The organism is Brucella sp. (assembly GCF_032066345.1).
Classification (GTDB): Bacteria; Pseudomonadota; Alphaproteobacteria; order Rhizobiales; family Rhizobiaceae; genus Brucella; species Brucella pseudogrignonensis.
Genome location: NZ_DAMBKZ010000005.1, coordinates 107,931 through 126,985, shown reverse-complemented (window position 1 = coordinate 126,985; position 19,055 = coordinate 107,931). Strand labels below are relative to the sequence as shown.

Genomic DNA, 19,055 nt, shown 5'->3' with positions numbered 1-19,055 from the left:
GGTTTTCCTTATTTATTGCGAGTTACGCTCATGGCTTTTCAGACTTTTGATGTAACCACCGATCCGGCCAATGGCGCGCCTCGTGTAGCTTTGCTGCGAGAGAAGCTTGCCGAACAGGGGCTGGACGGCTTTCTCGTTCCGCGTGCCGATGAGCATCAGGGTGAATATGTGCCGCCCCGTGCCCAGCGCCTCGGCTGGCTCACAGGCTTTACGGGATCGGCTGGCGCAGCCCTTATCCTAAAGAAGCAGGCCTATATTTTCATCGATGGCCGTTATGAATTGCAGGTCCGCAATCAAACCGATGGCAACGTGTTTTCTTATGAAAGCCTTGTTACCAATCCGCCTGCGAGCTGGCTTGCAGAAAACGGCAAGGGCCTGACGATTGGCTTCGATCCATGGCTGCACACGATTTCAGAAGCCAACGCATTGCGAGAAGCTCTGGAAAATCAGGGCGGCAAGCTGGTGCCGGTTGCACATAATCTTGTTGATCTCGTATGGGACGATCAGCCAGAAGCACCTCTTGCGCCGGTCACTATTCAGCCTGCCCGTTTCTCGGGCCACGAGGCTGAAGACAAGATCAAGGAAATGCAAAAGGCAGTGGCAGTAGCGGGCGCAAGCGCAACCGTTCTGACCGACCCTTCATCGGTTGCCTGGGTGTTTAACATTCGCGGCAAAGACGTCTCAAATACGCCGCTGCCATTGAGCTTTGCAATCATTCCCGCTGAAGGTGAACCGGAACTCTTCATTGACGAGCGTAAGCTTGCCATTGAACCACGCGCCTATCTCACACAGCTTTCCAAACTGTGTGAACCAACCAAACTTGAAGGCCATTTGAGCGCTCGCGCAGCAAAAGGTGAAGCCATTCTGCTCGATCCGGCACTCGCTGCCGAAAAGCTTCGTCTTGCGGTGGAAGCTGCTGGTGGTCACGTCATTCATGGCAAAGACCCCGCCCGCCTGCCCCGCGCCATCAAAAACAAGGCAGAGCTTGACGGCTCACGCGCAGCACATGAACGTGACGGCGTGGCTATGGTCAATTTCCTGTCCTGGCTCGACGTTCAAAAGCCCGGAACGGTAGATGAAATCTCAGCTGCGCAAAAATTGGAAGAGAGCCGTGACAAGGCTGGTCGCGATTTCCAGATGCCGCTCGAAGACATCTCGTTTGATTCAATTTCCGGCGCAGGTCCGGATGGTGCGATCATCCACTACCGCGTGAACACCGATACAAACCGCAAACTCAACGACGGCGAGCTTTACCTGATTGATTCCGGCGCTCAATATCGCGATGGCACGACGGATATCACGCGTACGGTTGCTGTCGGTACAATTACGCCAGAAACAATCCGCTCTTTCACGCTCGTTCTGAAAGGCATGATTGCCATCACCACCGCACGCTTCCCAAAAGGCACACGCGGACAGGACATCGATGTGCTGGCACGCATCGCGTTGTGGAAACAAGGTTTCGACTATGCGCATGGCACCGGCCATGGCGTCGGCAGCTATCTTTCGGTCCATGAAGGCCCGCAGAGCATTTCCAAGAAAGGCGTGCAGGAGCTTTTGCCCGGCATGATTCTTTCCAACGAACCGGGCTATTACAAGCCAGGCGCTTACGGCATCCGCATTGAAAACCTGATCATCGTCAGGGAAGCGGAAGTGCCAGCAGGCGGCGAGTTGCCGATGATGAGCTTTGAAACGCTTACCTTCTGCCCGATCGACCGGCGCCTGATCGATAAATCACTTCTCACGCAGGAAGAGCTTGATTGGCTCAATGCCTATCATGACCGAGTGCGTGATAAGCTTATCGGCCATCTTGATGGCACACAGGCTGAATGGCTCACAACAGCCACCACGCCACTCTGAAATCAGGCCGGAAAGAAATGGCGCAGCGCGATTAACAGTGCTGCGCCCGCAAAAAACATCGTCATCATGCCCACGCGCAGCGAGAGCAGCACGCAGAAGACGAGCACAAGCAGTTCGCGCCAGCCGTGATCCGAAGCAGGTGCAGCAACAATTGCGGTAAGAACAGCCGCAGGCACAGCGTTTAGCGCTGCTTCAACACGATAATGCACGCGCTCAAATCGCGACAAAATAAGATGTCCGCCGACACGGGTGAGATAAGTGCAAACAGCGCCCGCTATGATGATCCAGATCGTTGTGGTCATGTGCTTATGCCTCTCCTGTTTGCGGCTTGGCTAGGATGGCTGCAAGCACAACGCCACCTATGGCACCCAGCGTCACATGCCACGGCGAGCCGACCAGCTTATAGGCAACGACTGCGCAGATCGCGCTTACGATCACCACCGGCCACCAATGCTCGCGATGGCGAAAGCTCATCACCATGCCAAGAAAATAGATCGGCAGCAGGAAGTCGATACCAAGCGCATAGGGATCGGAAATCAGGTTGCCGAACAGCGCTCCGATAAGCGTCTCGAGGAGCCAGCAGATATAGATTGTGAGACCCACACCCATATACCAGGCAAAGCTGATTTTCCGGCCGGCCTCAGCACGAATTTCAACTTCCGCATATTGTGGATCAACGAGCAGAAAAAAGGAGGCAGCCTTCTGCATGAAGGTGAAATGGCGGATGCGTCGGCCAACGGTCGCCGAATAAAGCACATGGCGGAAATTGACTGCGAAAATCGACAGAACAATCATCCATGGCGCGATGTTCTGGCCGAAAAGATCAAGCCCGACCATCTGGCTCGCTCCTGCATAGAGCATTGCACTCATAAAGACGGCTTCACTGATCGACAGGCCGTTATCGAGTGCCACAGCACCAAATAGCAGCCCGAACGGCGCGCCAGCCGCAACAATGGGAACGCCGCGTTTGACGCCCGCCCAGAAATCGTTCCGCGCTGAAACCGGTGCTGGTCGAAAACCCTGATCCACGAAAATCACTCCTCAGTCAGGGAGTGCTTAAGAAATTTTGGGCCAAGTTGAAATCAGTTTTCGATAAAAATCATACTATTAGAAAGCACGCGCAGCATTTCAGCATCACCTATCATAATGTGTGATGCATCAATGCATTATTCTGATGTTTGAGGAACAGTGCCTTCGATCTTCTTGATCCAATCGATCAACGGGCGCGCCTGTTCAGTAAACTTCACCAGCCGATCTGCGAGGTCGGCGCGGGTTATGGTCTCTGGATCAATTTCCAGACGAACAGCAAAATGGCGATTGCGAATGGCTTCCAGAAGGTCGGCATCGGTTACGGTTTCAAAACCACGCGGCGTGCGCTTCAAACGATCATTATCGCTGATCTTCAAACCACTTTTCTTGAGCTTTGCCACAACGGCACGATACTCATCCGGCTTTTCAACAATCGATTCGCGTATGGCCTGCAGAAGCTCTTTCCTTGGTCCCCACCAAGCCACACCTGCATAGCAATCACGCACACCCGGCAAACCAATACAGACATAAAAGCAACCACTTTCGTCCCATTTGGTGCCGGAGTTGGACAAAAGCGCGGACAGATGCCGGTTATAAGGCGCTTTGTCGTGCGAAAACCGCGTGTCGCGCTTGATGCGGAACTGCGACTTCACTCGATCACCCTTGAAAGGCAATCCGGCTTTCTCAAAGCGCGCAGTCAGCTCTTCAACCAGATCACCAAGCGGTTCTTTCAAGTGCTCTTCAAACAAGTCCTTGTTTTCAACAAACCACTCGCGGTTCTGATGAAAATCAAGTGCCTTCAGGAACGGAATAGCCTTGTCGCCAAAACCTTTGAACGAAGCCATCAGCCTTCCCCAACAAGTGCAAGCCACGCATCTTCGTCGATCACTTCGATGCCGAGTTCCGATGCTTTCGCAAGCTTTGACCCTGCCCCCGGACCAGCCACCACAAGGTCAGTTTTCTTGGAAACAGAACCCGCAGTCTTGGCACCATGACGCTCGGCCATAGCCTTGGCTTCATCGCGCGACATGCGTTCGAGACTTCCCGTGAACACCACCGTCTTGCCTTCAACTGGCGACCCAGTTGCCACGCGTGCAACTTCATCGAGCGGTGTCACCTCATCAAGCAGTTCTTTCAGAACTTCCTGATTATGCGGTTCGGCATAAAAATCGACCACAGCTTCGGCAACAATCCCGCCAATGCCTTCAACCGCAATCAGATCCTGCCAGGCTTCGTTGCCCTTGTCGCTACGGTCGCCCTCTTTTGGTGGGATAGCCGTTGTTGCTGCTTCGGCAAACTTGTCGTAGGTGAGATAAGCCTTGGCAAATCGCTTGGCGTTCACTTCACCAACATGGCGGATACCAAGACCGAACAGGAAGCGATGCAAAGCAATCTCGCGCCGGTCATTGATTGCGTCATAGAGCTTCTTCACGGAAGTCGCACCAAAGCCCTCGATATTCTCGAGCTTCTTGAGCGGCGAATTCGCCTGTCTCTTCTGCAACGTGAAAATATCCGCAGGTGATTTGATTTTCAGGTTTTCATCTTCCGCATGGAAGAAAAACTCGACCTGCTTTTCGCCGAGACCTTCAATGTCGAACGCGTTGCGCGATACGAAATGACGGATGCGCTCGACCGCCTGTGCGGCACAGGTCAAACCACCTGTGCAACGATAGACCGCCTCGCCTTCTTCGCGCACGGCATGACTGCCACAAACCGGGCATTCATGCGGGAAATGGAACGGCGCAGCATCAGCAGGGCGCTTTTCCAACACCACATCTACAATCTGCGGAATGACATCGCCTGCACGCTGCACGATCACTGTATCGCCAATACGAATGTCGTGATCGTCCTCACGGATACGTTCGCCCTTGAGGCCGATGCCCTTGATGTAATCTTCATTGTGCAGCGTGGCATTGGTGACAACCACGCCGCCAACAGTAATCGGCTCAAGGCGTGCAACCGGTGTTAGCGCGCCCGTACGCCCAACCTGAATGTCTATGCCGCGCAGGATAGTCGTTGCCTGCTCTGCCGGGAACTTGTGTGCGATAGCCCAGCGCGGGCTACGCGAGCGGAATCCAAGCCGTGTTTGCAGATCCAGCCGATCCACTTTGTAGACAACGCCGTCAATATCGTAATCGAGCTTGGCGCGCTCAAGCCCAATCGCCCGATAATGCGCAATAAGCTCATCTGCGCTCTTCAATCGTTTCGTCAGCGGGTTGACCGGGAAGCCCCATTCGCGGAACACCTCGACCATGCCATGCTGTGTATCAGACGGCATTTCAGACATCTCACCCCAGGCATAGGCAAAGAACCTGAGCTTGCGGCTGGCCGTCACTTTCGCATCAAGCTGTCTCAGCGAGCCTGCTGCGGTGTTGCGCGGGTTGACATATGTTTGCTTGCCTTCTGCCGCCATCTGCTCGTTGAGCGCGAGGAAGTCGCTCTTGGCCATATAGACCTCGCCACGCACTTCGACGACCGCTGGAACACCTGCTGGAAGCGTATTTGGAATCTCACTGATGGTTCGGATATTGGCGGTTACATTTTCGCCGGTCGTGCCATCACCACGCGTAGCGGCACTAACGAGAACGCCGTTTTCATAACGGATCGACATCGATAGCCCGTCGATCTTCGGTTCAGCTGTGAAAGCAATGGAATTATCCGGCAATTGCCCGAGAAAGCGATATACGCCGCCGACGAAATCCTGCACGTCTTCATCCGAAAATGCGTTGTCGAGCGAAAGCATCGGGCGGGCATGAACAATTTGAGTGAATGCAGGTAAAGGTGCGCCACCGACACTCTTCTCAAGATCACTAATAAAATTCTTATAAGCCTTATTTTTTTTAAGTATCTCTACATAAAGACGCTTAATATCATCAAATGCGGAATCCGAAATAATGGGTTTATCATAGACATGATACATGTCGTCCGCATGTTTTACGAAATCTCTAAAAGCATTTAAATTCTTATTATTAAAATCATTCTTAGTGGAAAGAAATTTATTAAGTTCATCCACTTTCTTCCGAGGAGGAAGGTTGCTTATCCTATGATGGAACCCATACAATTCTTCAATTTCAGCTTTCCCGCCTTCTTTATAAAACGTATACAAAGCTTCCGAGAGTGAGCTTTTATGAAGGGTAGGGACTAGCAGAAGATAATCATCTGCAATATCATTAATTTTCTTATTTATATCAGACATCTTTATCTTTCCCCAGCGAGCTGGCGGGAACTCGCATTGAAGATTATCGCTCACTGAACGACATAAGGCATTAACGATTAAAATTTCGCTTTTTTAATGAATAATCCTGACGGAACGTGTCAGGAGACAAACGCACTGTTCTCAGCCAGCAAACGCTCAGCTGCTGCACGCGCTTCATCGGTGATGCTGGCACCGGCCAACATACGCGCAATTTCTTCCTGCCGCTCATCGACACCAATCGAACGGATCGACGTAGACATGCGGTCTTCATTGGTTGCAGACTTCGCAATAAGAAAATGAGTGGATGCGCGTGCTGCAACCTGCGGCGCATGGGTCACAGAAAGTACCTGTACGCGAGATGAGAGACGCGCCAGACGCTGACCAATGGCATCAGCAACCGCACCGCCAACACCTGTATCAATCTCGTCGAAAACAAGCGTCGGCGCCGAACCGCGGTCGGCAAGCGCCACTTTGAGTGCCAGCAGGAAACGCGAAAGCTCGCCACCAGAAGCAACCTTCATCATTGGGCCAGCACGCGTGCCCGGATTGGTGCGAACCCAATATTCGACCGTATCAATACCTTCAGCAGCGCGCGCGTTGGTATCCGTCGTCATTTCAACGATAAACTCGGCGCGCTCCAGCTTCAGTGCTGGCAGCTCCGCCATAACCGCAGCCTTCAGATGCTCGGCAGTGTCCCTACGGCGCTCTGACAAGGCCTTTGCAGCAGCATCGTAAGCTGTACGCGTTTCGGTTGCCTGCGCTTCCAGCCGGATAAGCTTTTCTGCACCGGCATCCAGATCGGCAAGATCGGCGTCCATTTTGTCACGCAGTGCAGGCAAGCCTTCAACTGCAACAGAATATTTGCGGGCAGCAGCTCTAAGCGCGAACAGCCGCTCTTCAACCTGTTCCAGCACACGCGGATCAAAATCGATCTCTCGCATGGCGTGGTCGATGCCATCCTGCGCCAGTGCCAAACTATTGAGTGCTTCGTCAATCGCCTTGCAGACAGGCTCGAGCAGATGCGGCGCTTCCGGAATTTTACGCTCCAGACGACGCACGAGGCTTGCAAGTGTCGGCACTGGTGAACCATTGCCCGACAGAAGCTCACCTGCTTCGTTCACGTCACCCGCAATCTTCTCCGACTTCATCATGACAGCGCGGCGTTCAGCGAGCTCGTCTTCCTCGCCCGACTGCGGATCAAGCTTGGTTAGTTCTTCCACCGAAGAGCGCAGATAATCGCCTTCACGCTCAGCCTGTTCAACCCGTGCCCGATGCTTCGACAATGCACTTTCAGCATCACGCCACGCTTTATAGCGCTCGCGAACAGTCGTGGCCTCAGCATCGAGACCGCCAAATGCATCCAGCAATGTACGATGAAGGTCTGTATCGATCAGCGCGCGGTCGTCATGCTGACCATGGATTTCGACCAGCCGTTTCCCCAGTTCGCGCAGCAGCGCAACGCTTGCCGCCTGATCATTGATGAACACGCGCGTGCGCCCGTCACCCATCTGGAGACGGCGCAGGATGACGTCACCGTCATCGTCAAAACCATTTTCGCTTAGGAATTTACGGGCAGGGTGTCCACCCGGCACATCAAAAACTGCAGTCACCTGCCCCTGATCCGCCCCATGGCGAACCAGTGAAGCGTCGCCGCGCGCACCAAGCGCCAGAGACAACGAATCAAGCAGGATGGATTTACCGGCACCGGTCTCGCCCGTAAGCACGGACAAGCCGGTCTTGAACTCGATGTCGAGCCGTTCAATCAGGACAATATCGCGGATCGACAGGTGCGACAGCATGCGGGTATCGGCTTAAGCGCCGCCACCCGTGATCATTGCCGAAGCCTTGGCCAGCCACGAACCGCCATTTTCACGCGGCTCAAGACCACCGCTCTGCAAGAGCTTGTAGCTATCCTTGTACCAGCGGCTGTCCGGGAAGTTCTTACCGAGCACCGAAGCTGCCATCTGAGCTTCGGAAGTCAGACCAAGCGCATAATAGGCTTCGACCAGACGGGCAAGTGCTTCTTCAACCTGGCGGGTGTTTGAATATTCTTCAACCACACCACGGAAGCGCTTGATCGCAGCCAGATATTCCTTGCGCTCAAGATAATAACGACCGACCTGCATTTCCTTGCCAGCGAGCTGATCGCGGGCGACGCGGATCTTGGTCTTGGCGTCGTCGGTATATTCTGAATCCGGGAAGCGATCGACCACTTCCTGCATCGCAGCGATTGCACGGCGGCTGGCCGCCTGATCGCGGGTCACGTCAGGAATCTGGCGGAAGTAGCTCAGACCGATGATGTAATAGGCATAAGCCGATTCAGGCGATGTCGGATAAAGCGTGTTATAACGCTTTGCCATGCTGACCGCTTCTTCGTAATTGCCTTGACGGTAATTCGTGAAAGCAGCCATGACGAGCGACTTGCGTGCCCATTCGGTGTAAGGGTGCTGACGGTCAACCGCTGCAAACTTCTTGGCAGCTTCACCGAGGCGGCCTGCATCAAGATTCGCGAGGCCTTCGTTGTAAAGCTTGTCCGCCGGATCGATCGTCTCAACATATTTGGTCAGATCGATATCGTCGTTTTTGCTGGCACATCCCGCAAGCGGAACAAAAACGGCAAGAGCGCTGGCAATCAACGCGGTTTTCGTCTTCACCGGGAATTTCGAACTCGTCATGCGGTCTCCGGCCATTTGGCAACGTCTTTTCTGTCTGGAGTAAAATGAACCCTGTAGTTCACTCTTTCCCCATTCTTCCCAATACATCAGCATCAGCACTTAGGTAAACATAGCCGAGGCTGTTTTGGCCGTCCATAAACCACATGCTGGCGAAATCGGCAATCGTCTAGCTGATCAATCGTCCGAATTTGGCACGCATAAGGCATCAATGGCTCGGCCTGAAGCTATATCTATGCAAACCAATGGCTTTTTCCTCACCAAATGCGGAGGCTTGGCTCTCAGTCCACAATGAATACGCCGACTCATGCGAAGAAGACCCGGCGATCACGGCCCAATTATGGCCATAAACACCGGACTTCCAATAGAAAGTTCAAAGCGCCCAGGGCGCCGAGATATTTGGACGGACTGTAACAAAGTCCAAATTGTCTGCATTCCGGCGCACGCCACTTGCTTCGACGATGTCGTAATTCGACTTATCAGCCAAAAGCGCCTTCACCGTTTCAGCATTCAGCCGGTGGCCACCGCGATAGGAACGGAAACAACCGATGAAAGGCAGCCCGGCCAGAGCTATATCGCCAACAGCGTCAAGCGTCTTGTGACGCACGAATTCATCCTTGAAGCGCAGACCGCCGGGATTGATCACCGAATTATCGTCACCGATGACAAGCGAATTGTCGAGTGATGAACCGAGCGCCAAACCCGCGGCCCACAGGCGTTCAACGTCTTTCATGAAGCCGAAAGTTCGCGCAGTTGATAGTTCTTTGCGGAAAGTATCCTCGGACATATCGGAGCCAAACTTCTGCCGACCGATGAGCGGGCACTCGAAGTCGATTTCCACTTCAAAGCGCGTACCCGAATAAGGCTGAAACTCGCCCCAGGAACCACCCGCTTCTACACGCACTGTCTTCAAAATACGGATGAAACGGCGCTTCGACTCCTGAACAACGATTCCAGCATCATCAAATACATCAATAAAGCGCGCAGATGTCCCGTCGAGAATAGGAACTTCCGGTCCTTCCACTTCGACAACCAAGTTGTCTATAGCCAATGCGGAAATCGCCGCCATCAAATGCTCGACCGTGTTGATACGCGAATCCTGCGGACCGAGCGCGGTACAAAGGTCTGTTGCACCAATCTGCGAAACATGGGCACGAATATCGGCGTTGGTACTGAGGTCTGAGCGCTTGAATACAATTCCCGTATCCGCATCGGCTGGCAGAAACGTCACCGAGGCTGCAGCGCCACCGTGGACGCCGACGCCGGAAAGAGTAACCGCACGCCCGATTGTTTTTTGGTAAGCGCTCAAAATCAGTCCAATCTATCGTATGGGGCAAGATGCAGCTGCATCCCGCAAGAGATTTGCCAAGCATATAATGCCCGCAACTGACAATCGCCAGTTTCCATCGTATTCTTCTATAATAAGACAGTTATGTCGAAAATAGTGATGAGCGGCAGCTGTTCAAAATCACGCTTTCTTACAAACCATAACGACAATTATCAAAGCAAAATGCCGTGGAGCGTAAACTCCACGGCATCTGTATTTTCAATGTCGTATCAGATGATTAGTTCGACTGACGGCGCAGGAATGCCGGAATTTCGAGCTGATCTTCTTCCGAAGCAGCGCGCGGCTGCGGACGGCCCTGATCATCAAGCTGGCCACGACGTGGAGCATAGATCGAGCTGTCCTGCTGCATTGGGCGACGCTGTTCTGGCTGACGCATGGCAGGTTCACGATGCGCTGGTTCCAGACGAGCAGCTGGCTGCTCTTCTTCACGGCGCGTCAGACCACGGGTCAGGCGAGAAAGCAGACCCATTGGACCACGTTCTTCCTGAGCAGGCTGCTGAGGCGCTGCACGACGTGCATTGATTTCAGCCTGTGCAACAGGTGGGAAATCCGAAACAGCTGGCATACGCGGAGCAGGACGTGGCTGAGGAGCTGGTTCTGCATGCATCTGCTGTGGCTGCTGGTAAGCCTGTGGCTGCATGGCCTGAGCGGTTGCCTGATTGTTGATCATCTGCGGCTGTGGAGCGGCTGGACGTGCAACTGGTGCGCGTTCAAAGCTATCAGCGGCAGGAGCCTGGAAAATGCGGCTCTGTGGACGAAATTCAGGAGCAGCCGAAGCTGCTGGAGCAGCGGTTGCTGCAGCGATTTCGTTTTCGATCGACTGGGCAACTGGAGCAGGCTGTTCGACCTGACGTGGCTGTTCAACAACCGGAGGACGCAGAGCGCCATGCGGAGCCATCGGCTTGGTCTGTGCAGCAGGCTTTACCGGCTGGCGAAATTCCAGCGGCGCAGGCGCCGCGTCTCCGATCTGCTTGTCGATGCCGGTCGCAACAACGGATACACGGATGACGCCTTCGAGGCCTTCGTCGAAGGTAGCACCGAGGATGATGTTGGCTTCCGGATCAACTTCTTCACGGATACGAGTTGCAGCTTCATCGACTTCGAACAGGGTCATATCGCGACCACCGGTGATCGAAATCAGGAGACCCTTGGCACCGCGCATCGAGGTTTCGTCGAGGAGCGGATTAGCAATCGCAGCTTCAGCAGCAGCCATTGCACGGCCTTCACCCGAAGCTTCGCCAGTGCCCATCATGGCCTTGCCCATTTCGCGCATAACCGAGCGAACGTCAGCAAAGTCGAGGTTGATGAGGCCTTCCTTGACCATCAGATCGGTGATGCAGGCAACACCCGAATAAAGCACCTGGTCAGCCATTGCGAATGCATCGGCGAAGGTGGTCTTGTCGTTGGCAATGCGGAAGAGGTTCTGGTTTGGAATGACGATAAGCGTATCGACGTTCTTCTGCAGTTCTTCTATGCCAAGCTCAGCCGTCTTCATGCGGCGAGCACCTTCGAAGTGGAAAGGCTTGGTTACGACGCCAACGGTGAGGATACCGCGTTCGCGTGCAGCGCGTGCCACAACAGGAGCAGCACCAGTACCGGTACCACCGCCCATGCCGGCAGTGACGAAGCACATATGCGTGCCATTGAGGTGATCGACGATTTCGTCGATGCATTCTTCAGCTGCTGCGCGGCCAACTTCTGGCTGCGAGCCAGCGCCGAGACCTTCGGTGACAGCAGCACCAAGCTGGATCATGCGTTCAGACTTCGACATGGTCAGAGCCTGAGCGTCAGTGTTTGCAACGACAAAATCCACGCCGCGCAGACCGGCATTGATCATATTGTTTACCGCATTGCCGCCGCCGCCGCCGACACCGAATACGGTGATGCGAGGCTTCAGCTCGGTGATGTCCGGCTTTTGCAGATTAATGGTCATGGTTCTCGTTCCTCTTAAGCCTCTCACCGCTTCGCCGCCGCGGTGCTAATTGGTTATTACGCTGATGGTTACGCCCACATCACGCAATCAAATCACTCAATGTGTACTCAAAAACTCTCTCTCAGCCACTGGCTGACACGTTGAATTCGCCCGCCCGTACCAGTCATAAGACCGGAGGAGGCTGCCTTCACGGACCGTTCTTCAATACCTGCCACCTGAGGGTAGATCAGAAGACCAACGGTCGCGGAGAAAGCCGCACCCTTAGCCGCCTCAGGCAGTCCTGCTATTCCTAGAGGACGCCCGATTCGCACATTTCTTGCAAGAATCCGTCTGGCAGCTTCTGGCATTCCCGGCAGCTGGCTTGCGCCACCCGTCAGAACAACGCGCTTGCCAACGATATGTCCGAGGCCCGACTGGTTCAGCCTGTCGCGAACCAGTTCCAATGTCTCTTCCACGCGTGCACGGATGATCCGCGTCAATACTGAGCGCGGATATTGATTGGGTACATCACGCTCGTCATCGCCAATTGGCGGAACCGAGATCAGATCACGATCGTCAGCTGCACTTGGCAGCGCCGAACCGTACATGACCTTCAGACGCTCAGCATCTTCCATACGGGTGGAGAAGCCGCGCGCCACATCCATCGTGACATGTGTTCCACCGATAGCAACAGCATCAGCGTGAATGAACTTGCCTTCGGAGAAGACAGAAATCGTTGTCGTGCCGCCGCCCATATCGATGCAGGCCGCACCCATTTCGGCTTCATCACCAACGAGAGCTGCGAGACCGCTCGCATAAGGGGTCGCGACGATTGCTTCGACCGACAGATGACAACGATTGATGCAAAGCTCGAGATTGCGCAGTGGAGCCGCATCAGCTGTCAGCACATGCATATCAACGCCGAGACTGTCGCCCAGCATACCAAGCGGATCGCGGATACCGCGCTCACCGTCAAGCGTGTAGCCAACCGGCAGCGAGTGAACGAGGTGACGTTCAGCAGCAAGCGCCTGCTTGGCGCCTGCAGCCAGTACGCGGCGAATATCTGTCTGCTCAACTTCATGACCGCCGAGGTTGACGCTCGCGGTAAAGGTTTCGCTCTTGAGGCGACCAGCAGAAATATTAACAATCAGGCTGTCGACAGTCAGGCCAGCCATGCGCTCTGCAGCATCAACCGCAAGACGGATGGACTGTTCAGCCGCATCGAGATCAATGATGACGCCAGACTTCACACCACGCGAACGCTGATGGCCAATGCCCAGCACTTCCATGCGGTGCGTGCGACCTGGCAGCAAGACGCCGCTTTCATGAGGACGCAGACGTGCGATCACGCAGGAGACCTTGCTTGAACCGACGTCCAGAACTGTGAGCAGGCGCACCTTGCGCCCTGCAGTTCCAACCTGTGATGAACCTTTTCCGCCCAGAATACTCATACGCGCTTCCCCGTGCGGGCTAATTCTTTTTTACGATCAGCCAAGAACTTCTGGCGCTGCTCCATGCCGCTTGCCGTCAGCTGGACCGTGACGCGATCATCAAGACGCATATCGACCGCAGCAATATCGCGGGACAGAAGATGCTTTTCGCTATCCAGACGCTCGACTTCGGCGAGAGCCTTCATAGGCTCATCTTCCGGCAGCATAATACGAACGCCATTCTCCAGCAGAATGTCCCAGCGGCGGTCAGCAACGCGGATATAGGCACGAACCTTGCCAGCAAGCGCCGGATAGGCCGCAACCTCGTCCACGAAGCCCTTAACGCGCTTTTCAGCACCCTCACCCACAACAAGCGGGAGAGCATTGTAACGGCCCGGACGGAATGGGACGATGGTGTCGCCTGCAGAATCAATCAAAGAGAGCTCCTGGCCATTCTGCCAGACGGCAAATGCCTTGCGCTCTTCCAGAGAAACCAGCAGCGTACCAGGATAAACCTTACGCACTTCAGCACTTTCAACCCAAGGCAGCTTGGCGATAGCCTGACGCGCACCTTCAGCACTCATGCCGACCAGTGACGTCTCGCCGTCCAGCTCAAGCTGACCGAGAATATCGATATCTGACGTTTCGTTGTTGCCAACGACCTTCACGTCTTCAATCGCAAAACCAAAAGTGGAAGCGGTTGCCTTGATCATATTTTCGGAATGACCACCGAGCACCATGCCGTAGATGCCGGTTGCACCGAGAAATCCGAGCATACCAATCGTGCCAGCATAGCGCGGAACATTGATATTGCCCTGAAACATACGGACAGCAAAGCGGAAAGGCTTCCGCAGAAGGCGCGGCAGAACAAAGGCTGCACCCGATGCATCCCGCATCGTGCCCGAACGCCTATATTCCTGAGATCTGCCGTTCAACGCAAACAAGACGCGTCCTCCACCATCCAACTCAACAATTCACCAAAAGAGATACCTGCCGCCTTCGCGATATCAGGTACGAGCGAGGTAGGAGTCATTCCCGGCTGGGTGTTAACTTCCAGCCAAATAACTTCGCCTTCTTCGGAAAAACGATCGTCGAAACGGAAGTCTGATCTGCTTACGCCCCGACACCCGATTGCCCGATGCGCCGTAAGGGCCATTGTTTGTATTTTTTGGTAAATATTTGGTAAAATTTTTGCCGGACACACGTGAGTTGATGCGCCTGCAACATATTTTGAATCATAATCGTAGAACTGATGCCCCACCGGAATGATCTCGCAGACGTCCATCGCGCGATCACCCATCACGGCGCAGGTCAATTCGCGGCCAGCGATGTATTTTTCGACCAGAACCTCGGCACCATAATTCCATTCAGCAGAGCTGATGATTTGCGGCGGGTGAGTCTGATCTTCTTTGACGATTACAACACCGAAGCTCGAACCTTCACGGACCGGCTTGACGACGTAAGGCGGCTTCATCGGATGCTCAGAGCCGATTTCGAAACGGTTGAGCAGAAGCGACGGCGCAACAGCTACACCAGCCGCAGCCGCGACCTTCTTGGCGCGATCCTTGTCCATGGCAAGCGCTGAAGCCAGCACGCCGGAATGCGTGTATGGGATCTGGAGATATTCGAGCACACCTTGAATGGCGCCATCTTCGCCGAACGGGCCGTGCAGCGCATTGAACGCCACATCAGGCTTCAGCTCAGCTAGAACGCTCGCGACATTGCGATCAACATCAATGCGCGTCACGCGATAGCCGCACTCTTCAAGGGTTTGCGCACAGGCAGTTCCGGACGAGAGACTAACTGGACGCTCCGATGAGAAGCCACCCATCAAAACGGCAACATGCTTTCCAGCCTTCTGTCCAGCCATGTCAGTCATCCCCTCTGCGCATCCCCTGCGCTCGAATCAAAAATAGAATCTGGATAGTCCGGCGACACAAGCCGCAGACACCCAAGTCAGGAAAACCCTGACGAATCAAATCACTGTACGGTTAACCATAAAGAATCAGAGAGTTGATTCCGTGGCAAGCCCCTATCAAAAGGGGAGCAACTTACGGAGCGCTCAACAAGCGCAAAAAAGCCCGGAATTTCAGTAGGAAATCCGGGCTTCTTAAAATTAGACTTTTTGCAAGAATTCTTTCACTTCTTCCCCTTCGCGGAACAAGCCAAGCCGCTTGATCTCCCAATGAAGGCGAATACCTGAATTCTCATAAACTTTAGCGCGAACAGTTTCGCCGAGCGTTTCAAGGTCATGGCCGGTCGCATTTCCGGTATTGATCATGAAATTGCAGTGCATCTCAGACATCTGCGCGCCACCAACACGCAGGCCGCGACAGCCCGCCTTGTCGATTTCTTTCCACGCAGATGTGCCTTCAGGATTCTTGAAGGTTGAGCCGCCGGTTTTTTCGCGCACAGGCTGAACAGTTTCACGGTGATTCTGCACCTCGTCCATGGCTTTCTGAATTTCTTCACGGTCGCCCGGAGTACCTTCGAACAGAGCCGAGGTAAAAATCAGATCAGGCGACGCTGAGGAATGCCGATATGCATAACCCATATCCGCATTGGACAGGACATGCAGTTCACCCTTGCGATCAAGCGCACGCACTTCCACAACACGCTCACGCGTCTCAACGCCGTTGGCACCGGCATTCATGCGCAGAGCGCCGCCAATGCCCCCGGGAATGCCGTGGTAGAAATGAAAGCCACTCAGACCCGCTTCAAGTGCTGCCGCTGCCACACGCTTATCCGGCGTCGCAGTCCCTGCCCTGAGCTGGGTTTCCGAAACACGTTCGACTTCGCCGAAACCCTTGGCCGATAGCCTGACAACAAAACCTGGAATGCCACCGTCACGCACCAGAAGATTGGAGCCGATACCTACAACCAGAAGCGGAATCTCTTCCGGCACAGCTTTCAGAAATTCCGACAGATCTTCTTCGTCAGCAGGCTGAAACAAAACCTGCGCAGGACCACCGGCACGGAACCACGTAATCTTGTCCATGCCGGTATCCGGCATCATCCGGCCGCGAAGACCGGAAAGCCTGCCATCAAGCTTCTTAAGAAGCGTTTCGCCGCTTTCCATTACTTTGCACCCTGTTCAGCCAATTCTTTCGGCAATGCATAAGCCCACTGCGTAATGTTGCCTGCACCGAGACAAACCACGAAATCACCAGGCTCTGCGATAGAAGCCACCAACGGCGCCAATGCTTCAGGACCGCTTGCATAACGTGCATCGCGATGACCAGCAGTCTTGATGCGCGACACGAGCGTTTCCGAGTTCACACCTTCAATCGGGTCTTCGCCAGCTGTGTAAACCGGTGTTACGATAACCGTGTCGGCATCATTAAAGCACGCTGCAAACTCATCAAACAGGCTGTGAAGGCGTGTATAGCGGTGCGGCTGAACAATGCCGATTACTCGACCTTTGGTTGCTTCGCGTGCTGCTTTCAGAACAGCTCGAATTTCAACCGGATGGTGGCCGTAGTCATCGAAAATTTCGACACCATTCCAGGAGCCGGTATGGGTGAAGCGACGCTTGACCCCACCGAACGCACCCAAACCACGACGGATATCGTCGGCTGTTATGCCAAGTTCATTTGCGACTGCAATCGCTGCCGTTGCGTTTGAAACATTGTGCATACCCGGCATCGGCAAGCGGAGATCCTTGATCTCAACCGTATCGCCCTTGCGTGAGCGGATCAGCACGTCAAACAGGCTCGTTGCGCCATCCATGCGATGATTAACAAAGCGGACATCCGCCTGCGGGTTCTGACCATAGGTGATGATGCGACGATCTTCGATGCGGCTTACCAGAGCCTGCACTTCAGGGTGGTCAAGACACATGACGCCAAAGCCATAGAACGGCACGTTCTCGACAAACTGCGCAAAAGCTGCACGTACATTGTCGAAATTGCCGTAGTGATCCAGATGTTCAGGATCGATGTTGGTAACAACCGCAATATCGGCTGGCAGTTTCAGGAAGGTGCCATCGCTTTCATCGGCTTCAACAACCATCCAGTCACCATCACCCATACGAGCATTGGTGCCATAGGCATTGATAATGCCGCCATTGATAACGGTGGGATCGAGATGACCTGCATCGAGCAAAGCTGCAACCATCGATGTGGTCGTGGTTTTGCCATGTGTGCCGCCGATAGCAACCGCACGACGGAAGCGCATCAGCTCGGCCAGCATTTCAGCGCGGCGAACAATCGGCAGAAGCTTTTCGCGGGCAGCAGCCAATTCCGGATTGGTTTTCTTGATGGCAGTCGAAACGACGATGACTTCCGCGTCGCCAAGGTTCTCGGCCTTATGACCGACAAAGACCTCAATGCCCTTCTCGCGTAGACGCTGCACATTGGCGCTGTCCGACTGATCAGAACCCTGAACCTTATAGCCAAGATTGTGCAGCACTTCCGCGATACCGCTCATGCCAATGCCGCCGATCCCGATAAAATGGACAAGCCCGATGTTGAGCGGCATTTTCATGGCCGAGTTCCTTCTTTCAATTCCTGAACTGATTTTCCTGCTGCAATAGCCTCTGCAAGATCGGCAAGCAACTGCGCGGCATCAGGCTTCCCAACGCTTTTCGCAGCTTTTGCCTGTTGCTCAAGCCTTTCTGGCTCATTAATCGCTGCACTAATGATGCTGGCCAGCCGTTCCGGCGTAAGTTCAGCCTGCCGAACCACATCACAACCGCCTGCCGCAGCAAGAGCCGCCGCATTCGCCGCCTGATCATGATCAAGCGCATGTGGAAACGGCACCAGCATGGCCGGACGGCCAATCGCCGCAATTTCTGAAACGGTAGAAGCTCCCGAACGCGAAATCACAAAATGCGCGTCGGCAATACGGGCTGGCATATCGTTGAAGAACGGCGCGACATCAGCCGGAACGCGCAGATTCTGATATGCAGCACGGACAGCGGCCTCATCCTCTTTACGCGCCTGCTGTGTAATCAGCAGCCTTGCGCGTTCGTTCTCAGGCAAAAGCGCAATCGCTTCTGGGATCGCATTTGAGAAAAACTGTGCGCCCTGACTGCCACCAAATACCAGAAGGCGAAAACGCTGACCCTCTTTGGCCGGCCTATAAGGCGTGTTGGCAGCAGCAAGCACTGGCGGGCGAACCGGATTGCCGGTCGCAACAATCTTGTCAGCGAACGCACCGCTTGTTTCTGGCAGGAACCCGCCAGCAATCGCTTTCACGCGTCCGGCCAGCCCCTTATTGGCACGGCCCATGACAGCGTTCTGCTCATGCACCATTGTCGGGATACCCATATTGCTCGCAGCATAAAGCGGCGGCAATGTTGGGTAGCCACCAAAACCAGCGACGAGCTTGGGCTTCAAGCGACGAAACAGTTTGCGGCTGTCGAGATTACCCTGCCAGAGTGACCACAATGTGCGTGCCAGCGCAATCGGATTGCGCCCTGCAATAGTGGCTGAGCGGATCACATGCACACGGTCTTCTGCAAAGGCACCGGCAAAACGCTGCGCGCGTGCATCTGTTGCCAGATGCACATCCCAGCCGCGAGACTTCAATTCGTGCGCCAGTGCTTCAGCTGGAAACAGATGGCCGCCTGTTCCCCCGGCGGCCAATACGATTACGCCTTTTCCCATAG

At 54.4% G+C, this 19,055-nt stretch carries 15 protein-coding genes; 1 reads left to right on the top strand and 14 read right to left on the bottom strand.

The features are described 5' to 3' along the window. Positions 1-30 precede the first annotated feature (30 nt). Positions 31-1,857 carry an aminopeptidase P family protein gene (locus RT142_RS08545; RefSeq protein ID WP_313028321.1) on the top strand — a complete coding sequence of 609 codons (1,827 nt, stop codon included), beginning with the start codon at positions 31-33 and terminating at the stop codon, positions 1,855-1,857. 2 nt (positions 1,858-1,859) lie between these two features. Here the strand turns inward: RT142_RS08545 and RT142_RS08540 are convergent, their stop codons facing one another. From RT142_RS08540 to murG, 14 genes are all read right to left on the bottom strand, one after another. Continuing rightward, positions 1,860-2,159 carry an AzlD family protein gene (locus tag RT142_RS08540; protein ID WP_313028319.1) on the bottom strand — a complete coding sequence of 100 codons (300 nt, stop codon included), beginning with the start codon at positions 2,157-2,159 and terminating at the stop codon, positions 1,860-1,862. A 4-nt stretch (positions 2,160-2,163) separates the two neighbouring features. Next, positions 2,164-2,886: an AzlC family ABC transporter permease gene (locus tag RT142_RS08535; protein ID WP_079212585.1), complete on the bottom strand. Its 723-nt coding sequence runs from the start codon at positions 2,884-2,886 to the stop codon at positions 2,164-2,166. 137 nt (positions 2,887-3,023) lie between these two features. Continuing rightward, positions 3,024-3,731, bottom strand: coding sequence for a TIGR02453 family protein (locus RT142_RS08530; protein WP_313028318.1), 708 nt, complete (start codon positions 3,729-3,731; stop codon positions 3,024-3,026). Further along, the gene (gene ligA, locus RT142_RS08525) at positions 3,731-6,082 is read right to left on the bottom strand and encodes an NAD-dependent DNA ligase LigA (protein WP_313028316.1); all 2,352 of its coding nucleotides are present in this window, start codon (positions 6,080-6,082) and stop codon (positions 3,731-3,733) included. Before ligA ends, RT142_RS08530 begins: the two co-directional genes overlap by 1 nt. Positions 6,083-6,201: 119 nt before the next feature. Then, positions 6,202-7,881, bottom strand: coding sequence for a DNA repair protein RecN (recN, locus tag RT142_RS08520; protein WP_313028315.1), 1,680 nt, complete (start codon positions 7,879-7,881; stop codon positions 6,202-6,204). A 12-nt stretch (positions 7,882-7,893) separates the two neighbouring features. Beyond that, positions 7,894-8,757: an outer membrane protein assembly factor BamD gene (locus RT142_RS08515; protein ID WP_007875771.1), complete on the bottom strand. Its 864-nt coding sequence runs from the start codon at positions 8,755-8,757 to the stop codon at positions 7,894-7,896. A 370-nt stretch (positions 8,758-9,127) separates the two neighbouring features. Continuing rightward, positions 9,128-10,063 carry a UDP-3-O-acyl-N-acetylglucosamine deacetylase gene (gene lpxC / locus RT142_RS08510; protein WP_313028313.1) on the bottom strand — a complete coding sequence of 312 codons (936 nt, stop codon included), beginning with the start codon at positions 10,061-10,063 and terminating at the stop codon, positions 9,128-9,130. A 256-nt stretch (positions 10,064-10,319) separates the two neighbouring features. Next, the gene (gene ftsZ / locus RT142_RS08505) at positions 10,320-12,035 is read right to left on the bottom strand and encodes a cell division protein FtsZ (RefSeq protein WP_007875784.1); all 1,716 of its coding nucleotides are present in this window, start codon (positions 12,033-12,035) and stop codon (positions 10,320-10,322) included. Positions 12,036-12,142: 107 nt separating this feature from the next. Continuing rightward, positions 12,143-13,465 carry a cell division protein FtsA gene (ftsA, locus tag RT142_RS08500; RefSeq protein ID WP_007875786.1) on the bottom strand — a complete coding sequence of 441 codons (1,323 nt, stop codon included), beginning with the start codon at positions 13,463-13,465 and terminating at the stop codon, positions 12,143-12,145. Next, entirely contained in the window at positions 13,462-14,388 is a 927-nt protein-coding gene (locus RT142_RS08495; protein ID WP_039859930.1) for a cell division protein FtsQ/DivIB, read from the bottom strand. Before RT142_RS08495 ends, ftsA begins: the two co-directional genes overlap by 4 nt. After that, positions 14,376-15,314: a D-alanine--D-alanine ligase gene (locus RT142_RS08490; protein WP_094543195.1), complete on the bottom strand. Its 939-nt coding sequence runs from the start codon at positions 15,312-15,314 to the stop codon at positions 14,376-14,378. Before RT142_RS08490 ends, RT142_RS08495 begins: the two co-directional genes overlap by 13 nt. A 246-nt stretch (positions 15,315-15,560) precedes the next feature. Next, positions 15,561-16,523 carry a UDP-N-acetylmuramate dehydrogenase gene (gene murB, locus RT142_RS08485; RefSeq protein ID WP_313028310.1) on the bottom strand — a complete coding sequence of 321 codons (963 nt, stop codon included), beginning with the start codon at positions 16,521-16,523 and terminating at the stop codon, positions 15,561-15,563. After that, entirely contained in the window at positions 16,523-17,929 is a 1,407-nt protein-coding gene (murC, locus tag RT142_RS08480) for a UDP-N-acetylmuramate--L-alanine ligase (protein WP_064320826.1), read from the bottom strand. Before murC ends, murB begins: the two co-directional genes overlap by 1 nt. Further along, positions 17,926-19,053, bottom strand: coding sequence for an undecaprenyldiphospho-muramoylpentapeptide beta-N-acetylglucosaminyltransferase (gene murG / locus RT142_RS08475; protein ID WP_313028308.1), 1,128 nt, complete (start codon positions 19,051-19,053; stop codon positions 17,926-17,928). The genes murC and murG overlap by 4 nt, the downstream gene beginning before the upstream one ends. Positions 19,054-19,055: the final 2 nt, after the last annotated feature.

Excerpts from the sequence above, each read along its gene's own strand:
- RT142_RS08545 (WP_313028321.1), top strand. The coding sequence starts at position 31 with ATGGCTTTTCAGACTTTTGATGTAACCACCGATCCGGCCAATGGCGCG.
- RT142_RS08540 (WP_313028319.1), bottom strand. The coding sequence starts at position 2,159 with ATGACCACAACGATCTGGATCATCATAGCGGGCGCTGTTTGCACTTAT.
- RT142_RS08530 (WP_313028318.1), bottom strand. The coding sequence starts at position 3,731 with ATGGCTTCGTTCAAAGGTTTTGGCGACAAGGCTATTCCGTTCCTGAAG.
- ligA (WP_313028316.1), bottom strand. The coding sequence starts at position 6,082 with ATGTCTGATATAAATAAGAAAATTAATGATATTGCAGATGATTATCTT.
- recN (WP_313028315.1), bottom strand. The coding sequence starts at position 7,881 with ATGCTGTCGCACCTGTCGATCCGCGATATTGTCCTGATTGAACGGCTC.
- RT142_RS08515 (WP_007875771.1), bottom strand. The coding sequence starts at position 8,757 with ATGACGAGTTCGAAATTCCCGGTGAAGACGAAAACCGCGTTGATTGCC.
- ftsZ (WP_007875784.1), bottom strand. The coding sequence starts at position 12,035 with ATGACCATTAATCTGCAAAAGCCGGACATCACCGAGCTGAAGCCTCGC.
- ftsA (WP_007875786.1), bottom strand. The coding sequence starts at position 13,465 with ATGAGTATTCTGGGCGGAAAAGGTTCATCACAGGTTGGAACTGCAGGG.
- RT142_RS08490 (WP_094543195.1), bottom strand. The coding sequence starts at position 15,314 with ATGGCTGGACAGAAGGCTGGAAAGCATGTTGCCGTTTTGATGGGTGGC.
- murB (WP_313028310.1), bottom strand. The coding sequence starts at position 16,523 with ATGGAAAGCGGCGAAACGCTTCTTAAGAAGCTTGATGGCAGGCTTTCC.
- murC (WP_064320826.1), bottom strand. The coding sequence starts at position 17,929 with ATGAAAATGCCGCTCAACATCGGGCTTGTCCATTTTATCGGGATCGGC.
- murG (WP_313028308.1), bottom strand. The coding sequence starts at position 19,053 with ATGGGAAAAGGCGTAATCGTATTGGCCGCCGGGGGAACAGGCGGCCAT.